Source organism: Streptomyces sp. SGAir0957 (assembly GCF_043523415.1).
The window spans coordinates 7618145-7634860 of the sequence record NZ_CP027293.1; the positions used below are offsets into that span (position 1 = coordinate 7618145).

Annotated in this window: 36 protein-coding genes; 34 read left to right on the forward strand and 2 right to left on the reverse strand. The window is 69.3% G+C overall.

The annotated features are described in order from the left end of the window. The first annotated feature begins 3 nt into the window (after positions 1–3). From C1N81_RS39625 to C1N81_RS39650, 6 genes are all read left to right on the forward strand, one after another. Positions 4–2040: a hypothetical protein gene (locus C1N81_RS39625; RefSeq protein ID WP_394436244.1), complete on the forward strand. Its 2037-nt coding sequence runs from the start codon at positions 4–6 to the stop codon at positions 2038–2040. Between the two features lie 183 nt (positions 2041–2223). Then, a complete protein-coding gene (locus C1N81_RS39630; RefSeq protein WP_394436245.1) occupies positions 2224–2874 on the forward strand; it encodes a hypothetical protein in 651 nt (216 codons plus the stop codon). A gap of 15 nt (positions 2875–2889) precedes the next feature. Then, positions 2890–3300: a hypothetical protein gene (locus C1N81_RS39635; RefSeq protein ID WP_394436246.1), complete on the forward strand. Its 411-nt coding sequence runs from the start codon at positions 2890–2892 to the stop codon at positions 3298–3300. Further along, positions 3297–3638: a hypothetical protein gene (locus C1N81_RS39640; RefSeq protein ID WP_394436247.1), complete on the forward strand. Its 342-nt coding sequence runs from the start codon at positions 3297–3299 to the stop codon at positions 3636–3638. The genes C1N81_RS39635 and C1N81_RS39640 overlap by 4 nt, the downstream gene beginning before the upstream one ends. After that, positions 3635–3820: a hypothetical protein gene (locus tag C1N81_RS39645; protein WP_394436248.1), complete on the forward strand. Its 186-nt coding sequence runs from the start codon at positions 3635–3637 to the stop codon at positions 3818–3820. Before C1N81_RS39640 ends, C1N81_RS39645 begins: the two co-directional genes overlap by 4 nt. 76 nt (positions 3821–3896) lie before the next feature. Continuing rightward, a complete protein-coding gene (locus C1N81_RS39650) occupies positions 3897–4187 on the forward strand; it encodes a hypothetical protein (protein WP_394436249.1) in 291 nt (96 codons plus the stop codon). Between the two features lies 1 nt (position 4188). On the opposite strand, the gene C1N81_RS39655 is transcribed toward C1N81_RS39650, so the two are convergent. Then, positions 4189–4389, reverse strand: coding sequence for a hypothetical protein (locus C1N81_RS39655; protein WP_394436250.1), 201 nt, complete (start codon positions 4387–4389; stop codon positions 4189–4191). A 49-nt stretch (positions 4390–4438) separates the two neighbouring features. Further along, positions 4439–4723: a sigma-70 family RNA polymerase sigma factor gene (locus C1N81_RS39660; RefSeq protein ID WP_394436251.1), complete on the reverse strand. Its 285-nt coding sequence runs from the start codon at positions 4721–4723 to the stop codon at positions 4439–4441. Positions 4724–4810: 87 nt separating this feature from the next. On the opposite strand from C1N81_RS39660, the gene C1N81_RS39665 reads away from it, so the two are divergent. From C1N81_RS39665 to C1N81_RS39800, 28 genes are all read left to right on the forward strand, one after another. Next, positions 4811–5149: a hypothetical protein gene (locus tag C1N81_RS39665; protein ID WP_394436252.1), complete on the forward strand. Its 339-nt coding sequence runs from the start codon at positions 4811–4813 to the stop codon at positions 5147–5149. A gap of 68 nt (positions 5150–5217) precedes the next feature. Next, entirely contained in the window at positions 5218–5577 is a 360-nt protein-coding gene (locus C1N81_RS39670; RefSeq protein ID WP_394436253.1) for a hypothetical protein, read from the forward strand. A 10-nt stretch (positions 5578–5587) separates the two neighbouring features. Further along, a complete protein-coding gene (locus C1N81_RS39675; protein ID WP_394436254.1) occupies positions 5588–5977 on the forward strand; it encodes a hypothetical protein in 390 nt (129 codons plus the stop codon). Then, a complete protein-coding gene (locus C1N81_RS39680) occupies positions 5974–6963 on the forward strand; it encodes a DNA methyltransferase family protein (protein ID WP_394436255.1) in 990 nt (329 codons plus the stop codon). Before C1N81_RS39675 ends, C1N81_RS39680 begins: the two co-directional genes overlap by 4 nt. Before the next feature lie 43 nt (positions 6964–7006). Then, entirely contained in the window at positions 7007–7285 is a 279-nt protein-coding gene (locus C1N81_RS39685) for a hypothetical protein (protein ID WP_394436256.1), read from the forward strand. Continuing rightward, on the forward strand, positions 7282–7488 hold the full coding sequence (locus C1N81_RS39690; protein ID WP_394436257.1) for a hypothetical protein: 207 nt from the start codon (positions 7282–7284) through the stop codon (positions 7486–7488). Before C1N81_RS39685 ends, C1N81_RS39690 begins: the two co-directional genes overlap by 4 nt. Further along, positions 7485–7724 (forward strand): hypothetical protein, encoded by a 240-nt coding sequence (locus tag C1N81_RS39695; RefSeq protein WP_394436258.1) that lies wholly within the window; start codon positions 7485–7487, stop codon positions 7722–7724. The genes C1N81_RS39690 and C1N81_RS39695 overlap by 4 nt, the downstream gene beginning before the upstream one ends. A gap of 2 nt (positions 7725–7726) precedes the next feature. Continuing rightward, on the forward strand, positions 7727–7903 hold the full coding sequence (locus C1N81_RS39700; protein ID WP_394436259.1) for a hypothetical protein: 177 nt from the start codon (positions 7727–7729) through the stop codon (positions 7901–7903). Positions 7904–7905: 2 nt separating this feature from the next. Then, a complete protein-coding gene (locus tag C1N81_RS39705; RefSeq protein ID WP_394436260.1) occupies positions 7906–8100 on the forward strand; it encodes a hypothetical protein in 195 nt (64 codons plus the stop codon). A 132-nt stretch (positions 8101–8232) separates the two neighbouring features. After that, complete coding sequence (locus C1N81_RS39710) at positions 8233–8715, forward strand: hypothetical protein (RefSeq protein WP_394436261.1); 483 nt, start codon at positions 8233–8235, stop codon at positions 8713–8715. Positions 8716–8801: 86 nt separating this feature from the next. Next, on the forward strand, positions 8802–9506 hold the full coding sequence (locus tag C1N81_RS39715) for a hypothetical protein (RefSeq protein ID WP_394436262.1): 705 nt from the start codon (positions 8802–8804) through the stop codon (positions 9504–9506). Beyond that, complete coding sequence (locus C1N81_RS39720) at positions 9503–9832, forward strand: hypothetical protein (protein WP_394436264.1); 330 nt, start codon at positions 9503–9505, stop codon at positions 9830–9832. The genes C1N81_RS39715 and C1N81_RS39720 overlap by 4 nt, the downstream gene beginning before the upstream one ends. Next, a complete protein-coding gene (locus tag C1N81_RS39725; protein ID WP_394436265.1) occupies positions 9829–10101 on the forward strand; it encodes a hypothetical protein in 273 nt (90 codons plus the stop codon). The genes C1N81_RS39720 and C1N81_RS39725 overlap by 4 nt, the downstream gene beginning before the upstream one ends. 89 nt (positions 10102–10190) lie before the next feature. Then, positions 10191–10808 (forward strand): GIY-YIG nuclease family protein, encoded by a 618-nt coding sequence (locus tag C1N81_RS39730; protein ID WP_394436266.1) that lies wholly within the window; start codon positions 10191–10193, stop codon positions 10806–10808. Between the two features lie 116 nt (positions 10809–10924). Then, a complete protein-coding gene (locus C1N81_RS39735; RefSeq protein ID WP_394436267.1) occupies positions 10925–11206 on the forward strand; it encodes a hypothetical protein in 282 nt (93 codons plus the stop codon). A 148-nt stretch (positions 11207–11354) separates the two neighbouring features. Beyond that, positions 11355–11537: a hypothetical protein gene (locus tag C1N81_RS39740; protein WP_394436268.1), complete on the forward strand. Its 183-nt coding sequence runs from the start codon at positions 11355–11357 to the stop codon at positions 11535–11537. Between the two features lie 228 nt (positions 11538–11765). Next, complete coding sequence (locus C1N81_RS39745) at positions 11766–12173, forward strand: phage tail fiber protein (RefSeq protein ID WP_394436269.1); 408 nt, start codon at positions 11766–11768, stop codon at positions 12171–12173. Between the two features lie 19 nt (positions 12174–12192). Further along, the gene (locus tag C1N81_RS39750) at positions 12193–13371 is read left to right on the forward strand and encodes a hypothetical protein (RefSeq protein WP_394436270.1); all 1179 of its coding nucleotides are present in this window, start codon (positions 12193–12195) and stop codon (positions 13369–13371) included. After that, positions 13365–13652: a hypothetical protein gene (locus C1N81_RS39755; RefSeq protein ID WP_394436271.1), complete on the forward strand. Its 288-nt coding sequence runs from the start codon at positions 13365–13367 to the stop codon at positions 13650–13652. Before C1N81_RS39750 ends, C1N81_RS39755 begins: the two co-directional genes overlap by 7 nt. A 14-nt stretch (positions 13653–13666) precedes the next feature. Continuing rightward, positions 13667–14206 (forward strand): methyltransferase domain-containing protein, encoded by a 540-nt coding sequence (locus C1N81_RS39760; protein ID WP_394436272.1) that lies wholly within the window; start codon positions 13667–13669, stop codon positions 14204–14206. Beyond that, positions 14199–14405: a hypothetical protein gene (locus tag C1N81_RS39765; RefSeq protein ID WP_394436273.1), complete on the forward strand. Its 207-nt coding sequence runs from the start codon at positions 14199–14201 to the stop codon at positions 14403–14405. The genes C1N81_RS39760 and C1N81_RS39765 overlap by 8 nt, the downstream gene beginning before the upstream one ends. A gap of 21 nt (positions 14406–14426) precedes the next feature. Further along, a complete protein-coding gene (locus C1N81_RS39770; protein ID WP_394436274.1) occupies positions 14427–14624 on the forward strand; it encodes a hypothetical protein in 198 nt (65 codons plus the stop codon). 24 nt (positions 14625–14648) lie between these two features. Beyond that, the gene (locus tag C1N81_RS39775; protein WP_394436275.1) at positions 14649–14954 is read left to right on the forward strand and encodes a hypothetical protein; all 306 of its coding nucleotides are present in this window, start codon (positions 14649–14651) and stop codon (positions 14952–14954) included. Then, positions 14951–15247 (forward strand): hypothetical protein, encoded by a 297-nt coding sequence (locus C1N81_RS39780; protein WP_394436276.1) that lies wholly within the window; start codon positions 14951–14953, stop codon positions 15245–15247. The genes C1N81_RS39775 and C1N81_RS39780 overlap by 4 nt, the downstream gene beginning before the upstream one ends. Next, positions 15244–15501 (forward strand): hypothetical protein, encoded by a 258-nt coding sequence (locus C1N81_RS39785; protein WP_394436277.1) that lies wholly within the window; start codon positions 15244–15246, stop codon positions 15499–15501. The genes C1N81_RS39780 and C1N81_RS39785 overlap by 4 nt, the downstream gene beginning before the upstream one ends. A gap of 18 nt (positions 15502–15519) precedes the next feature. Then, complete coding sequence (locus tag C1N81_RS39790) at positions 15520–16080, forward strand: DUF6221 family protein (protein ID WP_394436278.1); 561 nt, start codon at positions 15520–15522, stop codon at positions 16078–16080. A gap of 12 nt (positions 16081–16092) precedes the next feature. After that, complete coding sequence (locus C1N81_RS39795; RefSeq protein WP_394436279.1) at positions 16093–16341, forward strand: hypothetical protein; 249 nt, start codon at positions 16093–16095, stop codon at positions 16339–16341. 18 nt (positions 16342–16359) lie between these two features. Further along, positions 16360–16716 (forward strand): hypothetical protein, encoded by a 357-nt coding sequence (locus C1N81_RS39800; protein WP_394436280.1) that lies wholly within the window; start codon positions 16360–16362, stop codon positions 16714–16716.

A 16716-nucleotide genomic window follows, 5' to 3' on the forward strand; every position in this document is an offset into this window, starting at 1 on the left:
GCCATGACCACCGAGACCACCCAGCAGACGGTTCCGTCCCCGCCGGTGACGGTGGCCGTCGACAAGCGGCCTGTGCCGCAGCAACGCCACCTGCCTGACTGGATCCACTCCCGGGCCGCGATCGCCCGCCGTCACGCCCAAGCCGTCGGTAACCACTGGACGGTGGTGTGGATCGGCTGGTCCGCGCGCGGCTGGTGGCACATCGCCCGCATCGAACGCGGCAAAATGGTCGGACCGTACCCGCAGATGATGCGCACCGCCCTCGCCCACGTGGAGGCATCAGCCGGCGACCCCGCCAAGGAAGGCGCCGCTGAGGGCGTCTACCGTCGGCGTGCCGAGCAGTTGCAGGAGCGCCGCCGCAAGTACCTGATCCGCCGCGGCATCGTCGCCGTGCCAGTCACCGCTGCGGGTACGTTCGGGCTCGTCGAGGGTGGGCTGTGGATGGCCGCCCTGTACGCGATGGCCGCAGTCACCTATGGGACCTGGCGTGGACGCCCGCGTGGCGCCGACCCGGGCAGGGTCCAGGTGAACCCGGAGGACGGGGACCCGTTCCCGATCGCGGATGCCCGCAACCGCACCGAGGCCGCCGAATGCGTTCGCCGGGCGCTCGCGTCCGAGGGGATCGCGGTCGCGGACGTGGAGGCGAACCGCCGTCACTCCTGGGGCTGGGAGGTCACCGTCCGGCTGGCGAAGGGCACACCCGCCAACATCGTCACCAAGGCGCCCGACCTGGAAACCCCGCTGGACCTGCCGGAGAACGGTCTGCACTGCCAGCCCGTCCGCAAGTCCCGCGGGCAGGTCATTCTGCGCCTGGTGGAGTCGGATCCGTTCGAGAAGATTCCCGCGGCGCCGGAGCGCAAGCCCAACAGCCGCCACCTGAAGGACAAGCAGCTGGTCGCCTACCGGATGGACGGGCAGAAGTTCGAGCCGTCCCTGCTCGGCAACCACGCCATCGTGATCGCCGGATCGGGCGGCGGCAAGTCCGTCATCCTGCGCACCCTCGCCGATGCGCTGACCGCCTGTGATGACGTGGTCGTCGGCGACCTGGACCCGGGCGGCAACGGGCTCGCCCCGCTCGCGGAGGCGATGGGGGTGCGGGCGATCGGCGACGACGCCATGGGGCAGATCGAGACGATCCTCGAACAAGCCCTGAAGATCGGGAAGGCGCGGCCGAGGCTGTTCGCCAAGTACGGGATGAAGGAGAACTGGGAGCCGTCCCGGGAGCGCCCGGCGATCGTCCTGTTCATCGACGAGTACCCGCAGCTGTCCGACCGGGCCAAGGAACTCGCGGTCAAGATCCTGCAGACGGGCCGCAAGTCCCGCGTGACGCTGGTCCTCGCCGCGCAGGAGGCCACGAAGGACTCCATCGGCGCTGCCATCGCGGACACGATCGCGCTGCGGATCGTCGGCCCGTGCCGCCGCCAGGACGTCGTGCAGGTGTTCGGCGGCGGCGCAGGCGACCAGGGATGGCGCCCTGACCGGCTCGACCCGGCGGAGGGCAACGCGGAGGGCGACGACCTGCGGGACGCCTCCCAGGCGTACATCCGCGGCTGCGGCTCCCGGGAGCCGCTGAAGTACAAGTTCGTGTTCCTCGACGGGAAGGACGGGCGCCGCCGCGGCAAGGAGCGGGCTGCGGCGGGCCGCCCGGTCGTCGACGAGGAGTCGCTGCGGATCGCCGGGCTGGACCACTTCGGGGCGACGGAGGCGGACCGGATCCGCACCGACCTGCCGCGGATCGTGGAGATGGTGCGGGGCGCGTTCACCGCATTCGATGACCCCGACTTCATGTTCACGGCCGAGATCCTGGAGTACCTGGCGAAGCATGACCCGTCCGCCTGGGGTGCCGACAAGTTCGGCGACGAGGAGGGCAGGACGAGCCTGCTCGCGGCTCGCCGTCTGATGGCGGAGCTGAAGCTGGCCGTCGACGGACTCGGCATCAGGGTCGACTTGTCGACGACGCAGGGCACGGGCGGGGCGCGCGGATACCGCCTGGAAACGATCAAGCAGATCACCGGCGAGGCTCTCGCCGAAGCGGCCTGACCAACCGCTATGAACCGCTGCGCCGCAGGTCAGAGCCGTGAGACCAACCGCTATGAACCGCTAGACGATCACCGGCGCCGCTATGTGGAAGCGGTTCGCAGCGGTACCCCTCACGGCCCTGACCTGCACGGTAGCGGTACCTAGCGGTTCATGTAGCGGTAGAAATGAGAAGGAGATCCCGATATGAGCGGCACAGTCAAGGTCGTCGAGATGACGGTCGACGGGGAGCCGATGCTGTGCCCCGAGTGCGGCTCGCCGAGCTTCACGCTCGACGCAGGCCGCTTCGAGAGCGAGCCCGCCCACGCGAACTGCGACTACAGCCACCACTGGACCGACGGGAAGATCAACGGCGCCAGTCTGGTCATGATCCTCGGCGCACGCACCGGCCGCACCAAAGCCCGTCACAAGGACACCTTCGACGTCACCCACGGCGGCGTCCACCTCGCTGGCACCCTCCACCCGGAGTTGGTCGTCGATGACCTCCGGCAGGGCGTCAAGACGCTGTGGCGGCGCGGCTACAAGCCCGGCCTGCGACGTCACCGCCGCGCCCTTGTCCGGGCCGCGGCCAGCCCCGGCAAGAAGGCGGCGAAGGCTGCGGCGCGCAAGGTCCGCGGTGTCGTCGACGATGCTGCCGCCACCGTCAAGGCCGCCGCAGTCACCGCCGCCTGGGACATCCAGGCGGGCGGCCACGAACCCGATCCCGACTACACGGCCACGCCCGTCATCCCCTGCGGTGCGGGCTGCAAGAAGGGCCGGATCCCCCTCGACTCCCGTATCCACGGGATGCCCGACGTCCAGTGCAGTGCATGTCACGGCACCGGCGAAACCCTCTGAAGGAGACCTGCACACATGACCGCGCTGCCCGAGCCGCGCCCGACCGACAACCTTGCGGCCGGGCAGTGGACCCCCGCCCACCACCGCCCGCCGAACATCATGTACAGCCCGGACGGGCGGCCCTACCACTTCACGGTCGGCCAGCCGCCGGCCCCACAGCAGATCGTCGTGCAGATGCCGGAGACGCGGCGGCTGTCCCCGGAGCTGGAACGCCTGATCGTCATCACGTTTCTGATCCTCGCCGTGGTCGTCGTCTGCACCGGAGCGATCTGCGCGGTCGTCGTCCTCGTCGGTGGAACGCTGATGGGGATCATCGGCACCGCTACCGCCAACCTCCCCATGATCGGCCTCACCTTGGCGGGCGTAATCCTCGCCGCCGGATGGGCCGCAACCAAGATCCGACCCAACCCCAAGGAGAAGAAATGACCATGACCATCGAGTCGTCGCAGCACGCCGGCGCCCCCGACGCCCCGAAGTCCACCGACCGGACGCGTGAGCGTGCCATCGCCCTCAATGTCGAGGCGTGCAAGGCGTGGTGGTCGGGTGACCGCAGCGGTCCCGTCCACCAGCTGGCCTTCGAGGCGCTGAACGCTCTTCGCTTCGACCCGAAGCACGCCGACGAGATCGCCATCCGGTTCGCCACCTACCTGCTCAACCTGGCCACCCAGCCCGGCTACGAGCCGACGATCGCGTTCGACGGCGACCTGGAGCACCCGGAGGACGAGTTCGGCGTCGTCGTCGACGCGGCCGGGGCTACCGCATGATCCGTCCTGTCGCGGTTGCCGCCCCGTCTGCTGCTGCCGGTGCCACCGCGTCAGCGGCGATCGTGGCGGGCGAGTCCGCCGTCTTCACCGCAGGCGTGGCCGTGGCCGCATGGCTGCTCGTCGCTTCGGCTGTCGCCGTCGACACGGCCCACCGCTTGCGGGCAGAGGCGCGGCACACCTGACCGGCAACATCAGCGCACCCCGGGCAATCGAAGTGCCCGGGGTGCTGCACTAGAGACTACGAGAAGGGATCACCCCATGGGACACGCAAGCTACGAGATCACCCGCAACGGCGAGCCGATCCAGGCCGGTTACGGCATCGGCGCGGTCTGCGAGCAGGACGGCTGCGAGACGGAGATCGACCGCGGCCTCGCCTACCTGTGCGGGAACACGCCGGGCGGCGACGAGTACGGCTGCGGCGGGTATTTCTGCGCCGAGCACAAGTTCCTCGGCTCCGGTGCCCCCGTCTCCGAGGGGCTGTGCGCCAGCTGCTCCGAGGCGTGGGAGAAGAACAAGCCGGACCCGGAGGAGATGACGCTGCCCGCCTGAACTACCCGCTCACGACAGGGCCCCGGCCGCCATCGGCGTCCGGGGCCTTCGTCGCGGGTACGGCCCGTGCGACCCAGCCGCGGCCGGCGGTGTCGGTGGGCGCTGTGGCGGGCTGGAGGCTCATCTGCTCGCAGAGGCGCTGGAGTTGTTCGGCGCAGGCGCGGCGGGTGGTGGCGCGCACCATGAAGACGAGATCGTCCATGGGGGCAGTGTGGCGCAGGCGGTGCGGGGGCGGGGCGGGAATCCGCGGATCAGGCGTCGGGCGCGGCTGACTTCTCGGCGCGCTTTCCTGTGGCCCGGCCCTCGGCGATCTGTTGTGCTCGGGCGCGGCTGATGCCGAGTTCCCGGCCGACGTCGGCGTGGCTCATACCGTCTTCGCGCATCTCCTGCACGGCGCCTTGTCTGACCTGGCGAAGCCAGTGTTGAAGGTCCGGGATCGCTTCGAGCACCTTGCCGACGCTCTTGGCGCGCTCGGTCGGATTGGCCTGCTTGGACAGGTTTTCAAGGCTCTCGAAGGGGCTCGGCGGCGTGGTCATGGATTCAGTGTAAGGGGTGGGTTGACACCTGTAAGGGGTCCCCTTACATTTGAAGTGTCGCCAAGGGGACCAGCAGGGGAGACGGAAATGACCCGCTTCAAGTACACCGAGGCACTGGACAAGGCTGGGCGGATCCTGTTCGCCAAGCACGATGTCGCCGTGGATGACCGGTACGGCAAGTGCATCAAGGCTGGCTACACGATCGACGGCACCCCGGACGATGACACGGTCCGGATCACGCACTGCATGCCCGAACTCACCGTCCTGGACGACGGCTACGACGACCGGATGAGCAGTGACGAGATGGCGGCCGAGCGTCACCGGATGGTCGACGCCTACGCGAAGACCCTCGAAGCCGCTGGCTGGACGGTCGAGCGGCGAGGACCTCGCTCCCGCAAGCCGTACCTGCTGGCGCGCAGGTCCTGACCCACCCCAGGGCCCGGCCGCCACCGGGCCCTCCGCACGCCCGCACATCCGCACCCAGGGGGAACCGCATGCACCGCAAGGTCCGAGCGAAGCGTCAGGCGGCACTCGCACGCCGCGCGACAGTGAAGGCCCGCAGCACCGCCACACGCGCCGCCCGCCGGATCCGCCGCAACGGCACCGGAACGCTCGCCACGCACGCGATGGCGCAGGGCCTCTCCCGCCGGGACGCGGCCAGCATGGTCGGCACCCTCCGCAAGATCGCCGCCAAGGCTGGAGTCGACGGCATCCCGGGCCGCACCCACGCCGGGCGCCGGATGCGGGACTGTACCCGGTACACGCCCCGGCAGGTGGCCGTGATCGTCCTCCACTACAAGCCCCGGCGCGACCTGTTCAAGACCTGCGCCGCCCGACTCGCACTCGCCGCGTAAGGAGCCCGCCATGAAGAACCGCATCGATTCGCGTCGCGCCTACCTCGACGCCGTCCACACTGCGATGACGCAGGCCGGGTTCTTCCCCGTCCTCTACGCCCACCTCGACGACTACGAGCAGGGGTGGTTCCAGTGGACACCGAAGCAGCACGCCGTCAACGAGAGCGCCTGGCCCGCAGGCCTGTACGTGATTTGGCACCACACCATGGGCTGGCACTACAGCACCGACCGCGACCTGGACGTCCGCGAGCCGTTGCCGTTCACCCTTGCCGCTGACCCGATGGACGTCGCCGACGGTGTACGGCGCCTCCTGCTCGGCCTCACCCGCGACATACCGGCGAGCACCGACGACTGGGCTCACGCCGCATCCCTCACCGCCACACCGGACGGTCCGCGATGAACGTCGCCCCCGACATCCTTCAGGCGCTGCGCGAAGCATCCATAGACGGGCCCAGGCTCGCCCTGACCGGACCGCGCATGGACCCCAAGACGTACCAGCGGGTCAACGAAGTCTTGGAGGCCGCCGGCGGACGGTGGAGTCGTGCCGCAGCAGTCCACCTGTTCCCGATGGATGCCGCGGAGGCGATAGCCCCTGTTCTGGCCAGCGGGCAGGTCGTCACGCTCCGGGAGAAGCGCAACCAGGCCCAGTACTTCCCTACACCCGGCCCGGTCGTCGAACGGCTCATGGAACTGGCGGCCATCGAGGCGGAGATGGAGACTCTGGAGCCGTCCGCCGGGTCCGGCGCGATTGCCACAGCGCTGGCGTCCGCAGGTGCGGCCGTGGACTGCTTCGAGCAGGACCCCGGCTTTGCGGCCGTCCTCACCGACGCGGGCATGGCCCGCAGCGTGCACGTAGCCGACTTCCTCACCGTCCCCGCCCGGCCCGTCTACGACCGCGTGGTCATGAACCCGCCGTTCACCAAGGGCGCCGACATGCGGCACGTGGAACACGCGCTGCGGTTTCTGAAGCCGGACGGGATCCTCGTTTCCGTCATGTCGGGAGCCATCCTGGAAGATTGCGGGCGCACGGCCGCCTTCCGGAGCCTGGTTGAGACGCGCAGGGGGACCGTCGAGGCGCTCCCCAAGGGGGCGTTCGTAGAGTCCGGTACCACCGTGTCCACCGTCATCGTCGCCATCCCGGCGATGCGCGACTCGAATGCGGCACCGACAGCCTGGCCGAGCCGGAGCGTTGAGCCGCCCGCTGCCGAAGAGGCAGAGTTCGCCGACCCGGCCGCGCTTGCCCGGCAGATCGCCGCAGACCTCCGCAAGGCCACGCGAGCCTTTGAGGCCGTCGCTAGATCTCTGGAACGGCCCCGCCCGAAGACGGACGCCACAACGTCAGGGGCAGACGGCCAACTCGGCTTCGACGACCTCGACGCCGCATGAGCGACTCGCCCCGAACGTTTCCGATGAGGCAGAGGAGGACCCCATGATCGCCGCGATCCGCACCGCCATCCCGATCCCCGACGCGGTCGCCTCCCTGTCCGCCCGCCAGTGGACCGACCAGCTGCGGGATGACGTGACGACGGCCGCCGACGCCTGCCGCCGCTACACCAGCCGCGACCTCGCCCGCCCGCAGGACGAGGAGGAGCGCTGGAACACCGCCGAGACGATCGCGGCGGTCAACAAGCGCCTGGCCGCGCGCAATCCGCGCCTCGTGCGCGGGTGGAACAACATGCTCGAACGCTACGAGAGGGGGCCGCGATGAGCGTGACCCTCACGGCGCCCTCCCCGTCGGCCGCCACCTCGGTCGGCGACGAGATCACCCATCTCTACTGCTGCGACCCCAACCGGGCGATCTGCGGCGTCGACCTCACGGGCGTGCCGGAGGTCGACGAGGACGAGAACTGCGTTGTCTGCATCGACCCTGATGAACACCCCTGCCCCTACTGCGGATGGGAAGCCGAATGACCGCCCCGAACCCGACCCTGGCCGATACGGACCCGATCGACCCCCGCCTGGCCGCCGACGTTCGCGACACCGTGCGTGCGGCCCTCGCCGGACTGCCGCCCCCCGCACACGTACAGGACCACGAGGCGGAGCGGCTGGAGGAGCACCGGGGGCGGGACTGGGACGAGACGCCGCAGGAAGCCGCACGGGCCGACCGCGCCTGGTTCGACGACCGCTACGACCGACACGGAGACTGATCATGCAGGCCGCCGACGAACTCCGCGCACGCGCCGCCGAACTCGAGGCACGTGTGCCGCCCGTCACGGCCGGGCCGCGTACCGACGACGAACGCATGTGGCTGGAGAAGGCCGCCGCCCTCCGCGCCGAAGCCGACCAACTCGACGCCGCCACCGGCAAGATCCGAGACGAGGACTGACCATGCACCGACTCGCCTCCCGCCTCAGCGCGACCGCCATCACCGCGTGGACGTGGCTCGTGAACGTCGTCGACCGGAGGCGGATAGCCCGGGACGACGCGATGCTCCGCCGCTACCACGAGACGCTCGTCGCCAGCATCCCCGCCGATGCTGGCGGTGGACTCGCCGAGATCCTCAGGCGGCGGAAGGAGAAGTGACCGCCCCGCCCCGAGCCCCGGCCCGCCGACAGGGCCGGGGCTCGGGCGGCCGACCATCACAAAACGACCACAACCCGCATCCCGCCACACCAGGCACCGCACACTGATCGCCACACAACCATGGGGGGAACCATGAGACGCAGCATCCTGACCGCAGCATTGATCGCCGCGGCCCTGGCCATCACCGGATGCGGGAGCGACAGCAGCACCGACGACAAGCCCGCCGCCGAACCCGAGGCCACGCCCGTCATCACCGCCGAACCCAGCTATGACGCATACGACTGCCAGGCCCTCCTCGAACGCAACTACGACGACGGTGACGTCCACGACGCATCCAGCGAACCCCAATGCGGCAGCCTCACCCGCGACGAATACACCGACGCCGTCAAGAAGGTCATCACCGGCCGCAAAGACGAGATCCTCGACACCGCCGCCAACCAGGACAACTGGGACGAAGCCTGGGACCAGACCGACGCCGACCAGCAGAACCTCGTCTGCGACCGGCTTCACGAAGACGGGGCCACCGTCGTCGGCAAGGAGATGGCCGACAGTACCGGCGACGACGAAGACGAACAGATCCTCATGGCCCGGTATCTGCTGACAGAGAAGTGCTGACTGGGCCGTTGGCCCACCGTTGTCAACCAGGCGTGCACAATTGGCTCAGTAGCGACCTGCTTCCCGACCCATCCGAGGAGCCGACCGTGCACGACCACCCCACCGACCTGAGCGATTACTCGTGGCCCATCTGTGTGACCCCGGGCTGCGGGCGGCAGCTTTGGGCCAGCGAGACAGGCCGCTGGGCTTGCCGACCCTGCCAGGACGCCACCGGGAAACGGCTCGCCGAACTCCCCGGCCTGTTCCGGCAGCTGGACACCACGGCCGCCCTCACGCGCGGCGCATCCCGAGCCGGCGGGGGCGGTGGTACGAAGACGCCGCCGATCCCGCCCCGCCTCGAAGTCCTCGCCCTCGTCGGTCCGGGTGGTGTTGCGGCCCGGCTGTCGGCGATCGAGGATGCGTGGCGGCAGACGCTCGGCTGGACCATGGCCCCGTGGCGCGGCTCCCCGGCGCAGGCTGTGCCTGTGCACGTGAAGTTCCTGGCCATCAACTTGCTGTGGGCGTGCGAGCGTTACGAGTCCGTCGGCCAGGACATTGCCGAACTCCGCAAGCTGCACGGCGAATGCTTGGCCCTCGCCAGCGGGGAACGGCGTCACGGACGCGTGCCGACCGGCCTGTGCCCCATCCCGACCGACGGCGGGCACTGCGGGGCGCAGCTCACCGCGACCGCCGACAGCCACCGCATCCGCTGCGGCACCTGCGGGGCGCGGTGGGAGACGCTGGGGGAGTGGCGGGCGCTTCGGGCCGCGCAAGAGGCTGTACTCGCCCAAACGGCAGGAGTCGCAGCGTGAGCACCTACCTGTGCATCGTGCTTGCCGCAGATGTAGACGACTACCTCGACTGGTGCCGTGCCGCTGGGTGCACGCCACTCAGGGGCACGGCCTACGCCCTCAGCGGCGATACCGGAACCTTCGTCACCCGCCGTCGAACCTTCCAGGTCACCGACCGCTGGCGTGAGAACAAGAAGAACCGGGCTATCGTCCAGCACCTTCTCTACGGCGACGCCATCGATGCGCCCGTGCCTTACGGTGACGAGGCCGGTCCCTGGCCCGCCGAACAGATCCCGGATCTGAGCTGGCCTTCGTGGTGGCAGCGACTCACGCGACAGAACCAGTGACCGCCCCGCCGTGGGGCCACAAGCCGCCGCCCGTCGACGACGTCACCACCTACTGGACTGACATGCCGCCCGCCATGTCGCCCCGCTGTGACTACTGGATCAAGCGGCACCATCGGGGAACGTGGCGGTCCAACCGGTGGCTGCGACGGTCCGGATACCACGAAGCCGCCGAACGGCTCGGCGTATGGATCTGGGAGTACCTGCACATGATCCGACCGCTCATCGACGAGGAGGAAGAACGCCTGGCCTGCGAGAAATCCGCCGAATAGATCGAAAAGCCGGTAGAATTGGGGCAGTTGAGACCCCGGCGAGGTGGCTAGACCTCCCGGGGCATGGCCGACCTTGCGAGGAGATCGACATGGCACAGCCTTCCAGATCCCACGGCCGGATCGTCAAGCCCCCCAAGCCAAGCCCGTCCGCAAATGAGGGATGGAGCGGGATACCTGGCGCCCGGCACATACCGAAGGTCGGAGACCCTGCGCTCCTTCCCTTCATGAGCGTCGTCCGCGAGTGGCGCAGCGCAGGCATCGAGATGACCGAAGAACTCATGGTCGCAGCCGTCCAGCTAGCCCACCGCAAACTCGAAGAGGACCGCCGCAAAGCCGCCGCAATCCGCGCCGCCCGAGAGCGGGAAGCTGCCACGAGGGCAGCGCTCGAAGCCCTCAAGCCCGGCAGTTTCGGCGACGCCCCGGGAGCTGTCGTCTACTACATCCGGCGCGGCGAGTACGTGAAGATCGGCACCACGACGAATCTGCGGAACCGCATGCGCGACCTCATGCCCGACGAAGTCCTCGCCATAGAGCCCGGTAGCTACGAACTCGAAGCCACCCTGCATGCAGAGTTCGGGAAGATCCGTGTCTCCCTGTCGATGGAGTACTTCCACCTCACCGACGAGCTGAAGGCGCACATCGATGCGGTCGTTGCGGAGCACGGACCCCCACCGCCGGACCTGCCCCAGTTTCAGAAGGGGGCTTGACAAGGTCCCGGACTGTACAGGACATTCTTGATCGTGGCCCACTAGTCACGACACGCCTCTGAAGCCCCCGCCGCGCCAACGCCGGTGGGGGCTTCCGCGTTCCCAAGGGAGGTGCCGTGGTCGCCTACCCCAACCCGGAGCGCATGGAGATCCACTTCGCCCAGCTCGAAGAGGGCGGACAGCTCGGCGACATCTGGGAAGCCGCACGCGTGGCCAAGGTCCGCCCGGACACTATCCGCGTCTGGGTCAGCCGCAAGAAGATCGAACCCGTCCTCATCGAAGACACCGGACCGATCTTCCACCTCCCAACCGTCGCGGCAGCCAAGGAGGGCGGCGCTAAGCACAAGCCCGCCGACCCGGCCGCCAACAGTCGCGGCCCGCACCTCAAGGCCGCCTAGAGCCCCTGCGCACCGGGGTGGTCGCGCAGGAGGGCCTTGTAGCGCCACGCGCTCGGCCCACGGGCGGTTGGTCACCGCCCCTGTCCCGCCGCCGACCGAGCCCCCCAGGCCACGGCGGCGGGACACCCCAACATCACCGGGAGCGTCCGTGTACATGGTCGTCGCCTTCAGCCGGGGTCGCCTGCAATGTGAGGTCGGCGGCGACGGCACCGGGCTCACCGCCTATGAGGCCAGCCACTTCGCCCGCGAGCTCCGCGAGGAGTACCCGGGCGAGATCGTCGCCATCCTGCCCGCACGCAAGTCGTGGCTCGGCGGCTGGCCCTACGAATGATCACCCACAAACGGGGACGTCGTCGGCAGACGAAGGCTGTCGTCCACAGCTGGCCAGTACCGGTTCGACTCCGGAACGGCGGCGATCCCTGAACACCACCTTGCCTGGAGGCCCCATGCCCGACGAGCACGCCTTCATCATCACCATCGAGGCCGACGGCGAGGTCACCAAGGCCAAAGACGTCGAGCGGCCCGACGAGAACCCGACCGAGCCCGAGGAGGCCGAGGAATGACCACAGGACTGTCGACCGGCCTGGTCTCCGGCTGGCTCAACACGCTGCGATCCACCGGCAACGGCGGTACCGCCTACAACGCGGTCGCAGGCACCTTCGTGCAGCTGCACACCGGAGACCCCGGCGCCGCCGGAACCGCCAACGTCTCAGCCGGCTCGACGACCAGGAACTCGTTCGTGTTCTCCGGCTCGACGGCCGGCTCGGCACTGTCGATGGCGACCCCTCCGACGTCGTGGACGAACGGCGGCACGTCGGAGTCGATCTCGCACATCTCCGTGTGGACCGCCAGCACGGCGGGCTCCCTGGAGTTCACGGCGGCGCTGACGACACCCAAGACCTGGGCCAGTGGGGACGCGTTCAATCTGACGACCCTGACCATGTCGCAGGGCCCGCAGGCCCAGTAGGCGGGCGGACGGGGACGTCGTGACGACCTTCACCGACGACTTCAACCGCGCGGACGGTGCGCCCGGCGCCAACTGGGTCCTCGTCAGCGGCACCACGTCGTGGACGATCATTTCGCAGCAGCTGTCGTCGGGGTCGGCAGGCGGCACGATCATCATCCGTGCCGCTACGGCGATGGCCACGAACGACCACTCCGCGCAGGTGAAGATCGCGGCCACCTCGTCCGTCAGCCACGGCGTCTGGTGCCGCGGCAACGCGACACTCACCTCCGGCTACCTGTGGCGCAACGATGGGACGAGCTGGAACCTGTTCTCCGTCGTCGGCGGATCCTTCACCTCCATCGGCTCCTTCGCCGGGGCGGCCGTCGCCGGGGATGTGGCGAAGGTGCAGGCCGTCGGGACGACGATCAAGGGCTTCGTCAACGGCATCCAGCGCGTCAGCGTCACCGACACCAACGTGCCCACCGGCACGAGCGTCGGGCTCCGTGCCGAGAGCGTGGCTGCCCTCAGGTTCGACGACTTCACCGCCACGGACGTCACCAGCGGCGTCAGCGGCGACGCAGCGCTCGCCGGCGCCGCCACGCTGACCGCCACCGGACTGCGGACCGCAGCCTCGGGTACGACCCTTACCGCGACCGCGAACCTCACCGCAGCAGGCACCCGAACGACGCCCGGCACGGCGGGTCTCGCCGGGGTGGCGCTTCTGGCCGCCACTGGCAGTGTGACCACCAGCTCGGGCGGGGCGCTCGCCGCGACCGCAGCCATCGCAGCCGACGGGCAGGTCACCGTCACTGGTAACGCCAGCCTGACGGCCCTCGCAGACCTGGCAGCAGTAGGGCAGGTCGAGCATCCCGGCCAGGCCGGACTCGCGGCCACGGTTGCGGTCGACGCGCAAGGGCAGGTTGACCGCAGGGGTGCGGCAGCCGTTGCCGGTGTGGCCGCCCTGACCGCGGCAGGCGCCGTCATCGCGGCACCCATCGGTGGTGACGCCGTCCTGGCTGCGACAGCGGTCCTCACCGCGTCAGGGGCCACGACTGTCCGCGGAGGCGCGGGCCTGGCCGCCACCGTGACGCTCACGGCGAGCGGCGCAACAACCGGCAGCCACGACGACGTTGAGGTGACGGTCGGCCGTCCGCATGGATCCCCGTGGTCGGCGGGTCCGCCGCACGCCTCCGCTTGGAAGGTGGGTCCGCCGTGCTGATCCCCGCCTCCTCGACCGAGTTCGTGCACGTCCCCGTGGCCGCGCCGGGCGTGGACCTCACTGGTCTGCCGGTGCGGGTTGCGGTGGTAGCACACGGCGACAACCCGGCCGACACCGAGTGGCACGCAGCGGAGTGGGCGGAGGGTGCGGCCCGGCTGTTGATCGGCCCGGACGGCGGCGCGCTGACGTTGTCGCGCGGCACCTACCGCGTGTGGGTCTCGTTCGATCCGCCCGGCGCAGAGAACATCGTCCGCCTGTCCGGCAGCTTGACCATCACGTGACCTGAGGAGACCTGATGCCCACCAGTGACGCCGAGGGCAAGGACTGGTCCCTCGAATGGTTCCGCTACCACCTGCCGAACACGGTGACGGATGTCGGGCCTGGTGAGGGCACCTACGCTCGGCTGTTCCGGCCCGTGCACGAGGGCGTGTGGTGGACCGCCGTCGAGATCCACAAGCCCTACGTGGCCAAGTTCAAGTTGAAGTCGACGAAGGCCCGCCGGATGTACGACGAGATCCACGTCGAGGACATCCGTGAGTCCGAGGACCACCTGCTCCACCGGGACTTGGTGATCTTCGGCGACGTCCTCGAACATGTCGAGCGCGACGACGCCGTGGCCCTGCTCGAACGCACCGTGGCCGCCGGGGCGTGGAACATCCTCGTCAGCCTTCCGATCGTCGACTCCCCGCAGGGTGAGGTCGACGGCAACCCGCACGAGGCCCACGTCCACCAGTGGGATGCCGACGACATGGATGCCGTCATTGCCGGGCTCGGCGGCAAGGTCGACTCCTATCGCGGGTCGACGCTCGGATGCTGGTGGTGGAACCGTGGCTGACCTGCTGACGAGGGCCGCCCCGAGGCCGCCGCGCTGGTACCAGTACGACCCGTCCGCGACCGGACCGGCGTACTGGCTGCGCTACCTCATCGGTGAGCCGCGCGAGTTCGTGTACGCCGTGCCACGCCGGATTGCCTGCCGCCTGTTCGGATGGCACAACGTCACCTGCCGAGGGCGATGGGGCCACCACCGCCACTGACCCCCTTGGAGGTGAGGCGTCGTGAGCGGCCATCTGTTCTTCGCCTACGAACTCGCAGGTCTCGGGCAGCCGCCGGATCCGGACGACGCGCTCGCCTACGGCCGGGTGCTTGCCGAGCGCGGCGGCATGACCGTCCCCGACGACGCCCAGCCCCGCATCACGCAGCGCGCCGACGGGACCGACTACTACCGCATCGAAATCCCCGCACGCTACCACTGACCGCCCCACGGAAGGCCCGCGCCCATGGCTACCTCCGTCATCCTTGCCCGGCACCATCACGGCAACGACGTCGACATCCCCTGGCCCTACTGGACCGGCTACATCGCGATCGGCCTCATGGTCTGGCTCGTCGCAGCCGCACTCGTCGCCCGCCACATGCGAGCGGAGACTGAGAAGGATCTGACCAGTGAAGACCTCATCACGGCAACCGCGATGGGATTCTGTGCGGCCATCATGTGGCCCCTCACCCTTGTCGGGGCTGCCGTCTGGAAGGTGCTGACGCGCCTGGTTCTGCCGCGCGTCAACCTCACCAAAGGGCCGCAGCGATGAGCGCGGGCGTCCCCGACCTGCCCTTGTGGGCGTGGAATCTGATCATCGCGATGCAGCGGCACGAGGAACTCCACGGTAAGGAAGACACCTGCCTCGGCGGAGTCCTCAGCGCCGTGCCCGCCGACGTCCGTTCACAGGCCGAAGCGATCAGCGTCTACGTGCAGAAGGCCAGCAGCAGCGAGTTCGGCAAGCGCATCGAGGAGGGCCTCATCGGACTCGTCGGATCGCTCGCCGGAGTGCCGCCCGTCGCGACGGCCGATCCCGGATCGGGCGGGAAAGGCGAGGTGCCATGACCGCCGTCAGCGGCAAGTTCGAGAAGGCGCTCCGTGAACGGCGCGGCGCCGACATCGAGATCCTCGACCGGACGACCGGTGACGCCGACGTCCTCGTGCCGTCCGCGCTGCGGATCAACGGTGTCGAAGTCCTCATGCCGTCCGGGTCGAAGATCCGCGTGCACGACATCAGTGACGACGAGGTGGTCACCGTGACTGTCACGATGTTCGCCCGCAGCGTCAGCATCCGGCACGACCCCGACCCGCAGACCTGACCCCACGGAGCCCGCGCCATGGATCTCCACGCCTGGATCACCCAGCAAGTCGACGCCGTTGAGAAGCGGGCCCGCGCCTGCGATGCCACCGACTGGCGGCACGTCTTCGACGGCGTCATCGTCGACCGGGACACCGACGGCTGGCAGTCCGCACCCGACAATGCCCGCATCGCGTCCATCGCCTACGAACGGATCTGGTGGTCGACCACCCCGGCCTACTCGCCCGACGCCGACCACATCGTCCACAACGATCCGGACACCGTCCTGCGCCGCTGCGAGGCGGACCGGCGAATCCTCGCGATCCACGTCGCCGCCAATGACGGCTATGCGGTCGCCTGCGACGGATGCGGCACAGCCGGGATCTGCGACGACTGGATCACCGAGAACATCAACGACTGCCCCATCCTGCTCGCCCTCGGCTACGCCCACGGACTGACGGACGAGATCCTCGCCGGACTCGACCGACCCCAGCCGCCCGAGCCTAGGCCCGCCACCGGACGGCTCGGGCTCGCCGACATCGACGCCATCACCACCAGCGACGTGCCCGCCGCGCTACGCGGACCCCGCTGGAAGCCCTGACCGGAGGATCACATGGCCTACCGGCTCGGCGACCCCATCCACTCGGCGATCCGCTGCCCCAAGCCCGACTGCAACCGGCTGCTCATCAACGGCCAGACCTGCGGCTGCACCTGGCAGGACCCCACCGAGAGCGACCCGCTCCTGGGACGGCCCGTCATCGCAGTCGGCGAGAACGGACGGGTCGTCGCCAGCGGCATCGTCACCGCAGTCGAACGCACCGGAGACGAGCTACAGCTCACCGTCGACCAACACCCCGCATGATCCAGGAGCCCGCGCCGCATGGGTACCAACTACTACGTCCAAACCGAGCCCTGCCCCGCAGCCTGTGAGCACTGCTCAGCCAGTGAACGCATCCACCTCGGCAAGAGCAGCGGCGGCTGGCGCTTCAGCTTCCAAGCCCAACCGGACTGGGGCCCCCTCAACGGATTCCCCGAGTGGATGAAGATCGCCATGAGCGGCGTCATCACCGACCAGTACGGCAGCACCCACACTCTTGCCGACCTGCTCCGCCTCATCCATGACCGGCAGGAACAGCGCAGTCACATGGAACCCCAGCCCGACCTCGGCATGCGCCGCGTCTACGAAGGCTGGTTCGTCAGCGACGGACACGAGTTCAGCACCCGCGATTTCACCTGA